General features: G+C 70.0%; 17 protein-coding genes and 1 tRNA gene. 9 read left to right on the top strand and 9 right to left on the bottom strand.

Translation table 11 applies throughout. The annotated features are described in order from the left end of the window. Window positions 1-162: 162 nt before the first annotated feature. Window positions 163-1,131, top strand: a complete 969-nt coding sequence (locus AB0I79_RS20335; RefSeq protein WP_357875083.1) for a GntR family transcriptional regulator — start codon at window positions 163-165, stop codon at window positions 1,129-1,131. A 128-nt stretch (window positions 1,132-1,259) separates the two neighbouring features. Here the strand turns inward: AB0I79_RS20335 and AB0I79_RS20340 are convergent. Together AB0I79_RS20340 and AB0I79_RS20345 are read right to left on the bottom strand one after the other, a co-directional pair. Continuing rightward, window positions 1,260-1,333: transfer RNA gene (locus AB0I79_RS20340), tRNA-Pro, on the bottom strand. A gap of 66 nt (window positions 1,334-1,399) precedes the next feature. Then, window positions 1,400-2,263, bottom strand: coding sequence for a metallophosphoesterase (locus AB0I79_RS20345; protein ID WP_357875325.1), 864 nt, complete (start codon window positions 2,261-2,263; stop codon window positions 1,400-1,402). 143 nt (window positions 2,264-2,406) lie between these two features. Between AB0I79_RS20345 and AB0I79_RS20350 the strand changes: the two genes are divergently transcribed. Then, window positions 2,407-2,862: a GatB/YqeY domain-containing protein gene (locus AB0I79_RS20350; protein WP_357875086.1), complete on the top strand. Its 456-nt coding sequence runs from the start codon at window positions 2,407-2,409 to the stop codon at window positions 2,860-2,862. A 180-nt stretch (window positions 2,863-3,042) separates the two neighbouring features. Here the strand turns inward: AB0I79_RS20350 and AB0I79_RS20355 are convergent, their stop codons facing one another. After that, window positions 3,043-5,307 (bottom strand): transglycosylase domain-containing protein, encoded by a 2,265-nt coding sequence (locus tag AB0I79_RS20355; RefSeq protein ID WP_357875089.1) that lies wholly within the window; start codon window positions 5,305-5,307, stop codon window positions 3,043-3,045. A gap of 243 nt (window positions 5,308-5,550) precedes the next feature. On the opposite strand from AB0I79_RS20355, the gene AB0I79_RS20360 reads away from it, so the two are divergent. Continuing rightward, the gene (locus AB0I79_RS20360; RefSeq protein WP_020542548.1) at window positions 5,551-5,847 is read left to right on the top strand and encodes a WhiB family transcriptional regulator; all 297 of its coding nucleotides are present in this window, start codon (window positions 5,551-5,553) and stop codon (window positions 5,845-5,847) included. A gap of 48 nt (window positions 5,848-5,895) precedes the next feature. On the opposite strand, the gene AB0I79_RS20365 is transcribed toward AB0I79_RS20360, so the two are convergent. Together AB0I79_RS20365 and AB0I79_RS20370 are read right to left on the bottom strand one after the other, a co-directional pair. After that, complete coding sequence (locus AB0I79_RS20365; protein WP_357875092.1) at window positions 5,896-7,023, bottom strand: ArsA family ATPase; 1,128 nt, start codon at window positions 7,021-7,023, stop codon at window positions 5,896-5,898. After that, the gene (locus AB0I79_RS20370; RefSeq protein ID WP_357875095.1) at window positions 7,020-8,021 is read right to left on the bottom strand and encodes an ArsA-related P-loop ATPase; all 1,002 of its coding nucleotides are present in this window, start codon (window positions 8,019-8,021) and stop codon (window positions 7,020-7,022) included. Before AB0I79_RS20370 ends, AB0I79_RS20365 begins: the two co-directional genes overlap by 4 nt. A 77-nt stretch (window positions 8,022-8,098) precedes the next feature. On the opposite strand from AB0I79_RS20370, the gene AB0I79_RS20375 reads away from it, so the two are divergent. From AB0I79_RS20375 to AB0I79_RS20390, 4 genes are read left to right on the top strand one after another with little or no spacing between them, the layout of a single operon-like run. Then, window positions 8,099-8,254, top strand: a complete 156-nt coding sequence (locus tag AB0I79_RS20375; RefSeq protein ID WP_148438127.1) for a DUF4177 domain-containing protein — start codon at window positions 8,099-8,101, stop codon at window positions 8,252-8,254. After that, window positions 8,251-8,712, top strand: coding sequence for a RidA family protein (locus AB0I79_RS20380; RefSeq protein ID WP_357875098.1), 462 nt, complete (start codon window positions 8,251-8,253; stop codon window positions 8,710-8,712). Before AB0I79_RS20375 ends, AB0I79_RS20380 begins: the two co-directional genes overlap by 4 nt. Before the next feature lie 57 nt (window positions 8,713-8,769). After that, a complete protein-coding gene (locus AB0I79_RS20385; RefSeq protein WP_357875327.1) occupies window positions 8,770-9,552 on the top strand; it encodes an NUDIX hydrolase in 783 nt (260 codons plus the stop codon). Beyond that, window positions 9,549-10,340 (top strand): MBL fold metallo-hydrolase, encoded by a 792-nt coding sequence (locus tag AB0I79_RS20390; protein ID WP_357875101.1) that lies wholly within the window; start codon window positions 9,549-9,551, stop codon window positions 10,338-10,340. The genes AB0I79_RS20385 and AB0I79_RS20390 overlap by 4 nt, the downstream gene beginning before the upstream one ends. Window positions 10,341-10,350: 10 nt before the next feature. Here AB0I79_RS20390 and AB0I79_RS20395 read toward each other — a convergent pair whose 3' ends face one another. From AB0I79_RS20395 to AB0I79_RS20405, 3 genes are all read right to left on the bottom strand, one after another. Then, window positions 10,351-10,986 (bottom strand): Crp/Fnr family transcriptional regulator, encoded by a 636-nt coding sequence (locus tag AB0I79_RS20395; protein ID WP_225275898.1) that lies wholly within the window; start codon window positions 10,984-10,986, stop codon window positions 10,351-10,353. Window positions 10,987-11,176: 190 nt separating this feature from the next. Next, window positions 11,177-11,731, bottom strand: coding sequence for a zeta toxin family protein (locus tag AB0I79_RS20400; protein ID WP_357875104.1), 555 nt, complete (start codon window positions 11,729-11,731; stop codon window positions 11,177-11,179). After that, a complete protein-coding gene (locus AB0I79_RS20405) occupies window positions 11,728-12,183 on the bottom strand; it encodes a hypothetical protein (protein WP_357875106.1) in 456 nt (151 codons plus the stop codon). Before AB0I79_RS20405 ends, AB0I79_RS20400 begins: the two co-directional genes overlap by 4 nt. Before the next feature lie 87 nt (window positions 12,184-12,270). On the opposite strand from AB0I79_RS20405, the gene nth reads away from it, so the two are divergent. Continuing rightward, window positions 12,271-12,993: an endonuclease III gene (nth, locus tag AB0I79_RS20410; protein ID WP_357875109.1), complete on the top strand. Its 723-nt coding sequence runs from the start codon at window positions 12,271-12,273 to the stop codon at window positions 12,991-12,993. A gap of 40 nt (window positions 12,994-13,033) precedes the next feature. After that, window positions 13,034-13,684 (top strand): CoA pyrophosphatase, encoded by a 651-nt coding sequence (locus AB0I79_RS20415; protein WP_357875112.1) that lies wholly within the window; start codon window positions 13,034-13,036, stop codon window positions 13,682-13,684. On the opposite strand, the gene AB0I79_RS20420 is transcribed toward AB0I79_RS20415, so the two are convergent. Then, window positions 13,681-14,193 carry a HEAT repeat domain-containing protein gene (locus AB0I79_RS20420; protein ID WP_357875115.1) on the bottom strand — a complete coding sequence of 171 codons (513 nt, stop codon included), beginning with the start codon at window positions 14,191-14,193 and terminating at the stop codon, window positions 13,681-13,683. The two genes, AB0I79_RS20415 and AB0I79_RS20420, sit on opposite strands and share 4 nt — an antisense overlap. Window positions 14,194-14,230: the final 37 nt, after the last annotated feature.

Below are 14,230 nucleotides of genomic sequence, written 5' to 3' on the forward strand. Positions count from 1 at the left end.
CGTACGACGTATCGGATGTCATGCGTACATCGTACGAGCGCGCCTCGCCCGATTCGTAGAGTTACTGCTTATCGGCGATATAAAGTGTACTAGTGTGCTGAATAATGAACTAGTACATTGAAGGCAAGCGCACGACAACCGTCAACGGATGGGAAGGCACTCATGACCTCGGCCACGCAACGTCCGGATCCGCCCTACCGGCGCATCGTCGCGGAGTTCCGCACCCGGATTCTGGCCGGCGACCTGCGGCCAGGCGACCGCGTGCCCTCCATCCGGCAGATCGCCCAGCGATGGGGTGTCGCGGTCGCGACCGCGACCAAGGTTGTGGCGGCCCTGCGTGAGGAGGGGCTGGTCGAGGCCAAGGTCGGCGCCGGTACGGTGGTCAGCGCACGCGCGAGCCGAAAACAGCGGCCGGCCGGTCCCGCTGTGCTGCCGACGGCGCGCCAGGCCGGCACCCCCAAGGGCTCGCTGAACCGCAAGCACGTCCTGCGCACCGCCATCGCGATCGCCGACGCCGAAGGGCTCGGCGCGGTGTCCATGCGGCGGCTCGCGGCCGAGCTCGGCGCTGGGCCGATGTCGCTGTATCGGCACGTGACGGGCAAGGACGAACTGGTGACGCAGATGGCCGACGAGGTCTTCGGCGAAGCGGAGCTGCCCGTCCCGGGGCCGGAAGGGTGGCGGGCCAAGCTCGAGCTGATCGCCCACCGGCAATGGGAGCTGTCCCGGCGACACCTCTGGCTGCCCAGGGCCGTCTCGTTCACCCGCCCCTTGCTGGCGCCCAACATGATGGCCCACACCGAGTGGACCCTGCGCGCACTCGACGACCTCGAGTTGCCCATGGAGACCCGGATCCGCGAGGCGCTCACGCTGCCCGCGCTGGTCCACACCGTGGCGCTGTCCATGGCAGAGGAGGCCGAAGCCGAGCAGGAGACCGGCGTGACGCACGACGGGTGGCGGCTACTCCAGCGCAAGCGGGCCGACGAACTCCTCAGCACTGGACAATTCCCGCTCCTGGCCATGCTCTCCGAGGAGACGGTGTCGGACCTGGACGGGATGTTCGACTACATCCTGGCACGCCATCTCGACGGGTTCGCCGTCATGTTGAGCAGGGGTGCGGATCGTCCGCGGTGATTGGTCGGCCTGGGGTTCGAGTCTCCTCCGACGCGGCGACGGACCCGCCATCGATCCGGCAGTCACTCAGGAGACAAGAAAGGCCGCTTCCGATCCTCGGAAGCGGCCTTCTACCTGCGGCGATACTGTCGGGGTGGCGGGATTTGAACCCACGACCTCTTCGTCCCGAACGAAGCGCGCTGCCAAGCTGCGCTACACCCCGGTGCACACACCCGTCGTGTGCGTGCTTGGAAAGTCTAGCGGACTTCCAAGGTGCTTGTGACCGCCTTTATCTCCGCGGCACCAGCGTCAGCAGAGTAGCCTCCGGGAAGCAGGCGAAGCGGACCGGTGCGTACGGGGAGGTGCCGAGCCCGGCGGAGACGTGCAGCCAGGCCGAGTCGTGGCGGCTGAGGCCCTTGACGCGGGCGCGGTCGATGCCGCAGTTGGTGACCAGGGCGCCGTAGAACGGGACGCAGAGCTGGCCGCCGTGGGTGTGGCCGGCCAGCAGGAGCTGGTAGCCGTCGGCGGCGAAGCGCGTCATGTTGCGGGGCTCGGGCGAGTGCATGACGCCCAGGCGGAGGTCGGCGTCCGCCGGGGCCGGGCCGGCCACCAGGTCGTAGCGGTCGCGGGAGATGTGGGAGTCGTGGATGCCCGCCACGGCCACGTCGAGGTCGCCGACCTTGATGCGGGCCGTGGTGTTGTTCATGTCGAGCCAGCCCTCGGACGCCATTCCGGCCCCCAGCTCTTCCCACGGCAGGGAGGGCACGTGCTGGCGGTGGTCGTTCCTGGAGGTGCGCCACAGGTAGCGGGCCGGGTTCTTCGGCACGGGGGCGTAGAGGTCGTTGGAGCCGTAGACGAACAGGCCGGGGCGCGACAGCAGGGGCTCCAGGGCGTGCAGGAGCGAGGGGACGGCCTCGGGGTGGGCGATCGAGTCGCCGGTGTTGACCACGAGGTCGGGCTCCAGGGCGCCGAGGGAGCGGACCCAGTTGATCAGCATCGTCCGGCGTGGCGTCAGGTGCAGGTCCGACAGGTGGAGGACGCGCACGGGACGCTGGCCGCGCTCGAGCACGGGCACGTCGAAGCGGCGCAGGCGGAACCAGTTGCGCTCCACCACGGAGGCGTAGCCCAGCCCGGCCAGGCCGAGACCGAGCATGGACAGGGGTATCGCGACGGCTTTCCTCACCTCTTCATGATGCCCGAGATCCGGCGCGACATCGGCCGGACTGGGCCGAGACGGGGACGGGAGACAGGCGGGACGGCGACGGGAGGGTCCGCGCAGGCGGCAAGATGGACCGCATGAGCGCATTGAAGGACAAGCTGAAGGCCGACTTGACGGCCTCGCTGAAGAGCAAGGACGAGGTACGTCTCAGGACGGTCCGCATGGCACTGGCCGCGATCAACGTCGAGGAGGTCGCGGGCAAGCAGGCCAGGGAGCTGTCCGACGACGAGGTCATCAAGGTCCTCACCAAGGAGGCCAAGAAGCGGCGCGAGGCGGCCGAGGCGTTCGCCAACGCGGGGCGCAAGGAGCAGTCCGAGGCGGAGCTGGCCGAGCAGGCGGTGCTGGAGGAGTACCTGCCCGCGCAGCTCTCCGACGAGGAGCTGGCCGAGCTGGTGGAGGCCGCCGTCGCCGAGACCGGCGCCGCCGGGCCGCAGGCCATGGGGCAGGTCATGAAGGCGGTCAACCCGAAGGTCGCGGGGCGGGCCGAGGGCGGCCGGGTGGCCGCCGCCGTCAAGGCCCGTCTGGCCAAGTAGGCCTTCGAGCGCTTTCTCTGCGCCCCTGAGCCTCCGCGTGCTTCTCCCGCGCCCTGAGAGACCGAGAGACCGAGAGACCCTGAGAAACTCTCAAGAGCTCTCAGGGGCCCTCAGAAGCCGTCAGGAGCCCCGGGAGACGAGGCCTCCTTCCACGGATGTGGGCGGAGGCCTCAGCGCCTCTCAGCGGCCCGGTGTGATGATCGGCCCGGCGTCGCCGCCGCCTCGGCCGCCACGGCCGCCGCCCGGCCCGTCACCGCCGCGCCCGTCCGGCGGCCCATCGTCGTTGCCCGGGCCGAAGATGTCGAACGGGTCGTCCGGCCCTTCCTCGCCCTTCTTGTCCTTCTTCGGCTTGGGCGCGCAGTTGTCGGTGCAGCCGCCGAACCGCGAGTTGTCGACCGGGTGGAAGTCGACCGGCTCGACCCCCTTGAGCGCCTGGATCATGGAGTCCTTCCAGATCCGCCCCGAGATCGACGCGCCGTACACGTACGGGTAGTAGCGCCCGCCGATGGTGATCCCGATCAGCTTGTGCGCCGAGGTGCCGCGCGGGTCGCCCAGGCTGACGGCGGAGGCCATGTTCGGCGTGTAACCGGCGAACCAGGCCGACATGTAGTTGTCGGTCGTGCCCGTCTTGCCGGCCGCGTCACGCCCGATGCCGCCGACCTCCGTCATCGTGCCCTTGGTGAACACCCCGGACAGGATGCCGCTGACCGCGTCGGCGACCTCCTCCTCCAGCACCTGGGAGCACTTCGGCTTGTACTGCTTGGCCTTGCCGAAGCGGTCCTTGATCTCGGTGATGGCCAGCGGCTTGCAGTACTGGCCGCGTGAGGCGAAGACGGCGTAGGAGCTGGCGATCGTGACGGGGTCGACCTCGTTGACCCCCAGCGTGAACGTCTCGACCTCCGACAGCTTCTGCCCGTCGGCCCGCTTGACGCCGAGCTTCTTGGCCATCTTGACCGTGTCGCAGAGCCCGACCTTCTCCTGCAGCTTGATGAAGAACGTGTTCACCGAGCCCCAGGTGCCGCTCTCCAGGGTCTTGAAGCCGCCGCCGCCCTCGCTGGAGTTGCGCACGGTGTGGCTGGGGTCGCCGACGTTCTGGTTCTTGCAGTTCTTGAACGAGCTGTAGCCGCTGGCCTGGTAACCCGCGGGGGAGGGGAAGCCGTCGTCGTACTTGAGGCCCTCCTCCAGCGCGGCGGCCAGCGTGTAGACCTTGGCGGTCGAGCCCTGCTGGAACCCGCGGCCGCCGCCGTGCGCCGCGTCGGCCACGATGTTGTAGCTCATCTCGTTCTTCTTCTTGCTGCCGCCGAACTTGCGCGAGGCGGCCATCGCCTTGATCTCGCCGGTGCCGGGCACCACCATGGCCTGCGAGGCCACGGGCTTGTCCTTGGTGCTGACGTACTTCTTGATCGCCTTCTCGGCGGCTTCCTGCATCTTGGGGTCGAGCGTGGTCTTGATCCGGAGGCCGCCGCGCTGGAGCAGCTTCCTGCGCTCGTCCTGGTTCTTGCCGAAGTCCTCGTTGTTGAGGATCTCGTACTGGACGTAGAGGCAGAAGTACGGATATTTGCTGGCCTCGCAGCCGCCGGGCACCTTGACGTCCTTGAAGCCCAGCTTCTTCTCCTTGGCGGCCGCGGCCTCCTCGGCGGTGATCTTCTTCAGCTCGGCCATCCGGTCGAGCACGATGTTGCGCCGCTCCAGCAGCCGCTGGCGGGACTCGGGGCCGACGTTGGGGTCGGTCCTGGCCGGGTTCTGCACGGCGCCGGCGAGCGTGGCGGCCTCGACGAGGTTGAGCTCGGAGGCCGGCTTGTCGAAGAAGCGCTTGGCCGCCGCCTGGACGCCGTGGGCGCCCGCGCCGAAGTAGGCGATGTTGAGATATTTCTCGAGAATCTCGTTCTTCGAGTACTTCTTCTCGATCGCCATGGCGTAGCGCAGCTCGGACAGCTTGCGCGAGACCGTCGGCGCGATGGCGGCCGCCTGCTCCTCCGGCGTCTCGGCCTTGTTGACCAGCACCTGCTTGACGTACTGCTGGGTGATCGACGAACCGCCCTGCATCACGCCGCCGCTGCTGACATTCTTCAGCAGCGCTCTGACCGTTCCCTCCACATCGATCGGCCCGTGCTGGTAGAAACGGAAGTCCTCGATCGCGATCAGCGCCGTCTGCATGATCGGGGCGACCTTGTCGAGGGTCACGGACTGCCGGTTCTCGAAGTAGAACTGGGCGATCTTCTTGCCGTCGGCATCGGTGATCTCGGTGCGTTCGGACAGAGGAGGTTCGTCGAGCTCTTCGGGCTTGAGGTTGAGTGCTTCCACCGCGCTCCTGGTGGACATGCCCGCCCCGCCGACCGCCGGCAAGGCCACGGCGGCCGCGAGCACCCCCGCGGCCGCGCCTGCGATGACGAGCCGCAGGACGTTGAGCACGGGGTTGGAGCGATCTTTGCGCTGGGCTTGCACGCTACCAAGAGTACGCGGAAAGACTGACCGAATCGGTAGCACGACACCATTTCGCCTTGACTGACGGGGGTGACTAGTCATTCCCGGTCAAGACGGCCGCGAGAAATTGGTCCTCTGGGGTCTGTCGGCCCGAACGGGTAGTTGCGTACGTTCTCCTCTGCGGCAACTGAATACGGAGGCTCGGCGCCCGCGCCCGTCGGCCCCAAATGACGACTGACCACCTAAGGGGAGTGGGGTCGAAAAATGTGGATCACGGATTGGACCTCCCGTGCCGCCTGTAAGGGTGCGGATCCGGATGCCCTGTTCGTGCAGGGCGCCGCGCAGAACAGGGCCAAGCTCATCTGCCGTGGCTGCCCGGTCCGTACTGAATGCCTCGCCGATGCGCTGGACAACCGCATCGAGTTCGGGGTGTGGGGCGGTATGACTGAACGGGAACGACGTGCGCTGCTTCGACGGCGGCCCGACGTGGACTCGTGGCGAGAGCTGCTCGAGTCGGCCAAGGAAGAGTACGAACGAACCAACGAGCTGATCGCGGGCTGATCCCAGCCCGGCGACCGCGTACGGCCGGCGCCGCCGCCGGCCGTACTTCTATGCGGTGGCCAGCAGGTTTCCGATCTCCCGCAACCCGGTGAGATCGTGGACGTCCTCGGACATGGCGCGGACCTGCACCACGGGCACCGTGGGGTGGGCCGAGACGAAATGCTCCTGCTCGCGGCTCTCGCGAGCGGCGAGCTGCATCCGCCCGGCGTGCAGCCGCAGCACGGCGGCGGTGAGCTCGTGCTCGCCCCTCGACTCCAAGTCCTCCGCGGCGGCGGCGCTGCGGGCGGCGGAGAGCCCCGAGGCGGGCACCTCGTGCACGCGATTGACGACGAGGCCGGCCAGGGGCATGCGCTCCTCGGCCAGGCGCTCGACGAAGTAGGACGCCTCGCGCATCGCGTCGCGCTCCGGCGCGGCCACCACCAGGAAGGCCGTGCCCGGCGCCTGCAGCAGCCGGTACGTCATCTCGGCCCGCTGCCTGAACCCGCCGAACACGGCGTCGAGCGCCGACACGAACGTCTGCAGATCCTTGATCACCTGGGCGCCCAGCAGCTTGGTCATCGCCCCTGCCATCAGCCCGAACCCGGCGTTGAGCAGCCGGAACGCGCTGCGACCTCCCGCCTTGGCGGGGGCCGTCAGCAGCTTGATGAACCGGCCGTCGAGGAAGCGCCCGAGCCGCTCCGGCGCGTCGAGGAAGTCGAGCGCCGAGCGCGAGGGCGGCGTGTCCACGATGATCAGGTCCCACTCGTCGGAGCGGCGGAGCTGGCCCAGCTTCTCCATGGCCATGTACTCCTGCGTGCCGGAGAAGCTGGACGACAGGGACTGGTAGAAGGGGTTCGAGAGGATCTGGCGGGCCCGTACGGGATCGGCGTGCGCCTCGATGATCTCGTCGAACGTGCGCTTCATGTCGAGCATCATCGCGTAGAGCTGGCCACCGCCCTCGGGCGAGCTGATCAGGCGCGGGGTGTTGTCCAGCTCGGTCAGGCCCATCGACTGGGCCAGCCGCCTGGCGGGGTCGACGGTCAGCACGACCGCGCACCTGCCGCGCTCGGCGGCCCGCAGGCCGAGCGCCGCCGCGGTCGTGGTCTTGCCCACGCCGCCGGCGCCGCAGCAGACGATGATCCTGGTGCCCTTGTCGTCGAGGATGGCGTCGATGTCGAGCCTGGCGGGCTTCTTCACGCTGCTCCCTGGGTGCGCATGCTCTCTGCCAGCTCGTACAGGCCGGCCAGGTCCACGCCGTCGGCCAGCAGCGGCAGCTCGTACCTCGTCAGCCCGGCCCCGGCCAGCGTCTCCCGCTCGGCGCGCTCCAGCTCGGTGCGGTGGGCGTGCTCCACGACCTCCTCGGCGAGCGCCCCGGCCAGCGCCGTGGCCTGCGAGCCGTCGGTCACGCCCGCCGCCTTGAGGCCCAGCGCCAGCTCCTCGGCGTCGAAGCGGCCCTTGACAGCCGTGTCAAGAGCGGCCTGTGGCAGCAGGGACTGGCGCACCATGTTGATGAACACGCCACCGGCGGGCAGGCCGGCCGCGCGCAATTCGGAAATGCCGTCGAGGGTCTCCTGCACCGGCATCTCCTCCAGCAGCGTGACGAAGTGCACAGCCGTCTCGGGGGACTTCACGACGCCGCTGACGAGCTCGGAGTGGTTCTTGATGGGGCCGACCCTGGCCAGGCCGGCCACCTCCTTGGTGACGTTCAGGAAGCGCGTGATGCGGCCGGTGGGCGGCGCGTCGAGCACGACGGCGTCGTAGATGCGGCGGCCGTTCTTCCCGCGCCGGCGCACGGCCTCGGTGGTCTTGCCGGTGACGAGCACGTCGCGGAAGCCGGGGGCCACGGTGGTGGCGAAGTCGACGATGCCCATCTTGGTCAGCGCCCTGCCCGCCCTGCGCATCCCGTAGAACATCTCCATGTACTCGAGCATGGCCTCCTCGGGATCGATGGCCAGCGCGTACACGTCGCCGCCGGACGGCGCGACCGCGATCCTGCGCTCCTCGTACGGCAGCGGTGGCAGGTCGAAGATCTGCGCGATGCCCTGCCTGCCCTCCACCTCCACCAGCAGCACCTTGCGGCCGCCCGAGGCCAGGGCGAGAGCGAGAGCGGCGGCGACGGTCGTCTTGCCGGTGCCGCCCTTGCCGGTGACGACATGCAGCCGTACGTCGGCCCAATCCGTGTCCGGAGAGTCCACGCCTCCACGCTACCGAACGGTCACTTGTCGTCTGCCTGCGACCATCCTTTGAGATTGCTCACACTACGCTGATCCCCATGAAGAAATGGGAGTACCTCACGGCACCCGTGCTGATCCACAACACCAAGATGATCCTCGACAACTTCGGCGCCGACGGCTGGGAGCTGGTCCAGATCGTCCAGGGCGCCACGCCCGAGCAGCTCGTCGCCTACTTCAAGAGGGAGAAGCAGTGACGACGCCCGAGCAGCGAGTCGAGGAGCTGGGGTTCACCCTGCCGCCGCCCGTCACGCCGGTGGGCTCGTACGTGCCCACCGCCCGCACCGGCGACCTGGTCTACACCTCGGGCCAGGTGCCGATGCTCGAGGGCAAGCTGCACCAGACCGGCAAGCTCGGCGTCGACCTGGGCGTCGACGAGGGCAAGGCGCAGGCCCGCATCTGCGTGCTCAACGCGCTCGCCGCGCTGAAGGCGGAGCTGGGCGAGCTGTCCAGGGTGCGGCGGATCGTCAAGGTCGTGGTCTTCGTCGCCAGCGCTCCCGACTTCACCGAGCAGCCGCAGGTGGCCAACGGCGCCAGCGACCTGCTCGCCGAGGTGTTCGGGGACCAGGGCAGGCACGCGCGCAGCGCCGTGGGCGTGACCGCCCTGCCGCTGGACGCGCCCGTCGAGGTGGAGCTGATCGCCGAAGTCGGCTGAAGCGGGCATATGTCACCATGACCGAGTGATGTTCTAGGAGGAGGTCATGTGACCGGATTGCCGCTTCCTGCCGAGCTCGCCGACCGGGCGCGGGACGTCCTGGCCGGCAGGGTCCAGCCGGTGCCGGCGCGGGACGCCGCCACGGTGGTGCTCCTGCGCCCGGGGCCGGAGGTCTACCTGCTGCGGCGCAAGGCGACGATGGCCTTCGCCGCAGGCGCGTACGTCTTCCCCGGCGGTTCCGTGGACGTGCGCGACACCGACCAGGCCGTCGCCTGGGCCGGGCCGTCCCCGGCGGAGTGGGGCGAGGTCTTCAAGGCCGACGAGCGGCTGGCGCGCGGGCTGGTGTGCGCGGCCGTGCGCGAGACGTTCGAGGAGTCCGGCGTGCTCCTGGCCGGCCCCGGGCCCGGCTCGGTGGTGGCCGACACGACAGGGGACGACTGGGAGTCCGACAGGCTGGCGCTCATCGACCGCAGCCTCGGCTTCGCCGACTTCCTCGCCAGGCGCGGCCTGGTGCTCCGCGCCGACCTGCTCAAGCCCTGGGCCCACTGGATCACGCCGGAGATCGAGCACAGGCGCTTCGACACCCGGTTCTTCGTCGCCGTGCTGCCCGAGGGGCAGCGCACGCGCGACGTGGGCGGGGAGGCCGACCGGGTGGTGTGGCGACGCCCCGGCGAGGCGCTGAACAGCGGGTTCTTCCTGATGCCGCCCACCCAGCACACGCTGACCGAGCTGAGCGCGTACGACAGCGTGGCCGACGTCCTGGCCGCGCCCCGGGAGATCGAGACGATCATGCCCAGGGCCGTGGAGATCGAGGGGGAGATGCGGTTGGTGACGCGATGAGCGGCCTGCACATCCCGATCGGCACGCCCGACGGTTCCCGTACGGAACACGCCGAGAACCTGCTCGCCCCCAACCCCTCGGCGATGACCCTAGACGGCACCAACACGTGGGTGATCGGAGCCGGCGAGGAGGTGGTGGTCGTCGATCCGGGCCCGGACGACCAGGCGCACCTGAGCCGCGTACGCGACCATCTCGGCGAGCGCCGCGTCACCGAGATCCTGCTCACCCACGGCCACTTCGACCACAGCGGCGGCGCGCGCGCCTTCGCCGGCATGGTCGACGCGCCCGTGCGCGCCCTGGACCCGCGCCACAGGCTGGGCGAGGAGGGGCTCGGCGACGGCGACGTGGTGACCGTGGGCGGCCTGGAGATCCACGTGTACGGCACGCCGGGCCACTCGTTCGACTCGCTGTGCTTCTGGCTGCCCGCCGACCGGGCGATGCTGACCGGCGACACCGTGCTCGGCAGGGGCACCACGATCATCGCCCGCGACGGCGGCCTGGCCGACTACCTGCGCAGCCTCGACCGGCTCAGGGCGGCGGCCGAGGGCCTGGAGGCGCGGGCCCTGCTGCCCGGTCACGGGCCGGTGCTGCCCGACCCGATCGGCGCGCTCGACGCCTACATCGCGCACCGGCGGCAGCGGCTCGACCAGATCAGGGCGGCGCGCGCGCAGGGCGCCCGCACGCCACGCCAGATCGTCAAGATCGTGTACGCCGACGTCGACCGCTCGCTCTGGCCGGCCGCCGAGATGTCGGTCGCGGCGCAGCTCGACTACCTGGACTCACCGTAGCGAGCCCGGATCACCTCGACCGGTTGTAGAGCCGGTCCATGTCGAGGATGACCACGGCCTTGGCCTCGATCCGCAGCCAGCCGCGCTGCGCGAAGTCGGCCAGCGCCTTGTTGACCGTCTCCCGCGAGGCGCCGACGAGCTGCGCCAGCTCCTCCTGGGTCAGGTCGTGGTGCACCCGCAGGCCGTCGTCGGTCTTGGTGCCGAACCGCTCGGCCAGATCGAGCAGCTGCTTGGCCACCCGTCCGGGCACGTCGGTGAAGACCAGGTCGGCCAGCACGTCGTTGGTACGGCGCAGCCGCTGCGCCAGCGCGCGCAGCAGGTGCAGCGCGACTTCGGGCCGGCCGGTCAGCCAGGGCCGCAGGTCGTCGTGCCCGAGACCGGCCAGCCGCACCTCGGTCAGCGCCGTCGCCGTGGCCGTGCGCGGCCGCGGGTCGAACAGCGACAGCTCGCCGAACATCTCGCTCGGCCCCAGCACGCTCAGCAGGTTCTCCCGCCCGTCCGGGGAGGTGCGGGAAAGCTTGATCTTGCCTTCCAGCACGACGTAGAGCCGGTCGCCCGTCTCGTTCTCGTGGAAGAGCGTCTGCCCCTTCGACAGCTGGACCTCGGTGATGCTCGTGCGCAGCGCCGCGGCGCTCTCGCGGTCCAGCGCGGCGAACAGGGGGGCCTTGCCCAGCACATCTTCGGTGTTCACTCTGCCTCCTCTGCTGCCATTGTGACTCACCCCACTCCGGGCAGCACACACAGGTTATGGGAATGCCGGAGTGTTCTGGGCTTGCCCGGGTGCGTGGAAGCCCGGGGGAAAGGTACCCGACGGCCGTTTCCGTACTGTGACCGGACTACCCGGAACCTTCCTCTTGCGCCCGCATCGAGTCGATGGCGGCGTCGGCCAGGTAGTCGTACTCCTCGGCGGACAGGTGGCCACGGGCGTAGGCGAGGTTGAGGTCGTCGACGGATCCCGGGACGTCGGGCGGCGGATCGTGCAGTTGTCTGGCCATCAGATCGTCTACCGGGAACGTGCCGGGTTCCTCCCAGTGGCGCGCGACGCTCATCTCCACCGGGATGTCCACGAAGACCGCGTCGACTTGGCGGTACCCGGCCGCGCGCAGGGCGTCGACGCGGCTCTCCACCGAGGACGGTGAGGCCATGGTGATGTCCCACAGGACGTCCTTGCCCTCTTCCAGCGCGCGCCCTGCGATCTGCTTGGCGACGTGCGAGGACTCCTCGTGGACCAGGCCGCTGGCCTCCATGGGCGACAGCCCGGAGACCTCGGCCAGCCGAGCCTGCTCGAAGCAGCCGGTCGGCGAGCAGCCGGACCTGGCCGGGATCTCCGGGAGCCGGGTCGTCCGCGAGCCCCAGAACGCTCCAACCAGTGGGCGTGCCCACGACGTCATCCGGCCTGCCGGGACAGCAGGTCGTCCACCGAGGCGACCGCCGCCGCCATGGACCGGCTGAGCAGGACGCGGAGCACGTCCACCGACTTCGGGCGCGCCGCGGGGTCGGGCAGGCGGCACTGCTGGACCGCGATGCGCAGTGCCGGCGTCAGCACGCGGAGGTCGCCGTCCTCGGCGCCGGTCGCCGCGAACACGACCAGGTCGGCCCAGGCCCGTATGTCCTCCGCCTCCGGCAGGTCGCCGGGAGCGGAGGAGGTCTGCCAGCCGATGAGCACCTGCCCCCGCGCGCCGAGCGCCACACTCTCCTTGCCTGGCCGGATCCCGGCGGTGCCGCGCGCGTGCAGCTTGGCCATGGCCGCCACGCAGCTCACGGCCAGCCGGTGCAGCGCCTGGCCGCGCAGCGGCCCTGCCTGCCTGACGAACTCCGCCAGCGTCGCACCCTGATCACCCATGTCACGACCCCCTTCCGAGGCGCCAGGTTGTACGCGGTCGGGCCCGTCCTGGGTTCAACAGTTCGCGGGAGCTTCTACTCTTGCGGCATGGCGACGAACGCGGCGGGGCGCAAGCCGGAGAGCCAGCTCGCACTGGTCCGGCGGGCGCGCAAGATGAACCGCATCCTCGCGGAGACCTACCCTGACGCCCACTGCGAGCTCGACTTCCGCAACCCGTTGGAGCTGCTGGTCGCGACCATCCTCTCCGCGCAGTGCACGGACAAGCGGGTCAACATGGTCACCCCCATCCTCTTCGCGAAATATCCGACGGTGGAGGACTATGCCGCCGCGGACCGGGAGGAGATGGAGGAGATCATCCGCTCCACCGGCTTCTTCCGCGCGAAGACCAACAGCATCATCGGCATGGCGCAGACGGTCTGCGAGCGGTACGGCGGTGAGGTGCCCGCCAAGCTGAAAGACCTGGTCACGCTGCCCGGCGTGGGCCGCAAGACGGCCAACGTGGTGCTGGGCAACGCCTTCGGCGTGCCGGGCCTGACCGTGGACACCCACTTCCAGCGCCTCGTACGCCGCTTCGGCTGGACCGAGGAGACCGACCCCGTCAAGATCGAGCACGTGGTGGCCGAGCTGCTGCCCAAGCGCGAGTGGACGATCTTCTCCCACCGGGTGATCTGGCACGGCCGCCGCATCTGCCACGCCCGCCGGCCCGCGTGCGGCGTGTGCCCGCTGGCGGCGCTGTGCCCCTCGTACGGCACCGGCCCCACCGGCCAGGCAGAGGCCCGGAAGCTCGTCAGATCCGGCCCTTTCTCCTGATGCGGGGAAGTCATCGGCGCCACGGCGTGTTGGAGGATGCGTGACCCAAGTGCCCGACTGGCTGGAGAGACTGGCGGCGCAAGCGCAGCGGACCCGAGTTCCCGTCCCCCTCCGGCCACCCGACGGGCGCGGGCGCAAGGCCGCGGTGCTGATGTTGTTCGGCGAGGGGCCGCACGGCCCTGACGTGCTGCTCATCCAGCGCAGCACGCGCGGGCGCAGGCACGCGGGCCAGCCGGCCTTCCCGGGCGGCGGCGTGGACCCCGAGGACGCCGGGCCGATCGAGGCCGCGTTGCGGGAGGCCGAGGAGGAGACCGGTGCCGACCCGCGCGGGGTGCACGTGATCTGCACGATGCCCGAGCTCTACCTCCCCTACAGCGACAACCGCGTCACCCCGGTGATCGCCTGGTGGCGCGAGCCGTCCGCGGTGCACGCGGCCTCGCCCGACGAGGTCGACTCGGTCGAGCGGGTGCCGATCGCCGAGCTGGTCGATCCGGGCAACCGGGTGATGCTGCGGCATCCGCGCGGCACGGCCGGGCCCGCGTTCCGGGTGCGCGGGATGCTGGTGTGGGGGTTCACGGCGATGGTGCTGGACACCGTGCTGCGCGAGGGCGGCCTCGAACGGCCGTGGGACCCCACGCGCATGGAGGACCTGCCGCCCGACGTGGTGCGGCTCGCCTCGCGTACCGGCTAGTGCGCCGATCGCAGCGCGACCCCGAGCGAGGCCCACCCGGCCACGTCGGCGTCGCTGTCGGCCGCCAGCGTGCGCAGCGTCTCCAGTCCCGCCCGGTCGGGCGGGTCCCCGAGTACGTGCTGCAGCGCGTACGCCGCCCCGTACCTCACCCTGGGATCGACGTGACCGGCCAGGTCGATCACGGACGGCAGCGACCGCGGATCGGCCAGATGGCCGAAGGCGATCAGCACCGAGTACAGCACCATGGCGTCGTCCTCGCTGGCGGCCAGGTAACGCAGCACCGGCAGCGTCCGGTCCACGAACGGCCGTAGCATCCCCATGATGTCCACGCCGAGCAACCGCTCGGCCACGGTGTCGGCGGCGCACAACCGCCTGGCCTCGATGAACGACTCCAGGTCACCTCGCTGGCGCAGCAACGAGATCACGTGCCAGCGCAGGGGCCCGTCAGGATCGGTGTCGCGCAGCGCAGCCTGGATGAGTTCGCGCACTGTTCCCTCGTCCGGCGGCATACCGCTCAAGATAGCCAGGTGAGTGACGCCGTCCTGA

The organism is Nonomuraea sp. NPDC050202 (assembly GCF_040656115.1).
In the GTDB taxonomy this organism is placed as follows: Bacteria; Actinomycetota; Actinomycetes; order Streptosporangiales; family Streptosporangiaceae; genus Nonomuraea.

What these genes read in the sequence shown, in the direction of transcription:
- AB0I79_RS20335 (WP_357875083.1), top strand. Translation starts at nt 163, where the DNA reads ATGACCTCGGCCACGCAACGTCCGGATCCGCCCTACCGGCGCATCGTC.
- AB0I79_RS20345 (WP_357875325.1), bottom strand. Translation starts at nt 2,263, where the DNA reads ATGCTCGGTCTCGGCCTGGCCGGGCTGGGCTACGCCTCCGTGGTGGAG.
- AB0I79_RS20350 (WP_357875086.1), top strand. Translation starts at nt 2,407, where the DNA reads ATGAGCGCATTGAAGGACAAGCTGAAGGCCGACTTGACGGCCTCGCTG.
- AB0I79_RS20360 (WP_020542548.1), top strand. Translation starts at nt 5,551, where the DNA reads ATGTGGATCACGGATTGGACCTCCCGTGCCGCCTGTAAGGGTGCGGAT.
- AB0I79_RS20375 (WP_148438127.1), top strand. Translation starts at nt 8,099, where the DNA reads ATGAAGAAATGGGAGTACCTCACGGCACCCGTGCTGATCCACAACACC.
- AB0I79_RS20390 (WP_357875101.1), top strand. Translation starts at nt 9,549, where the DNA reads ATGAGCGGCCTGCACATCCCGATCGGCACGCCCGACGGTTCCCGTACG.
- AB0I79_RS20400 (WP_357875104.1), bottom strand. Translation starts at nt 11,731, where the DNA reads ATGACGTCGTGGGCACGCCCACTGGTTGGAGCGTTCTGGGGCTCGCGG.
- AB0I79_RS20405 (WP_357875106.1), bottom strand. Translation starts at nt 12,183, where the DNA reads ATGGGTGATCAGGGTGCGACGCTGGCGGAGTTCGTCAGGCAGGCAGGG.
- nth (WP_357875109.1), top strand. Translation starts at nt 12,271, where the DNA reads ATGGCGACGAACGCGGCGGGGCGCAAGCCGGAGAGCCAGCTCGCACTG.
- AB0I79_RS20420 (WP_357875115.1), bottom strand. Translation starts at nt 14,193, where the DNA reads ATGCCGCCGGACGAGGGAACAGTGCGCGAACTCATCCAGGCTGCGCTG.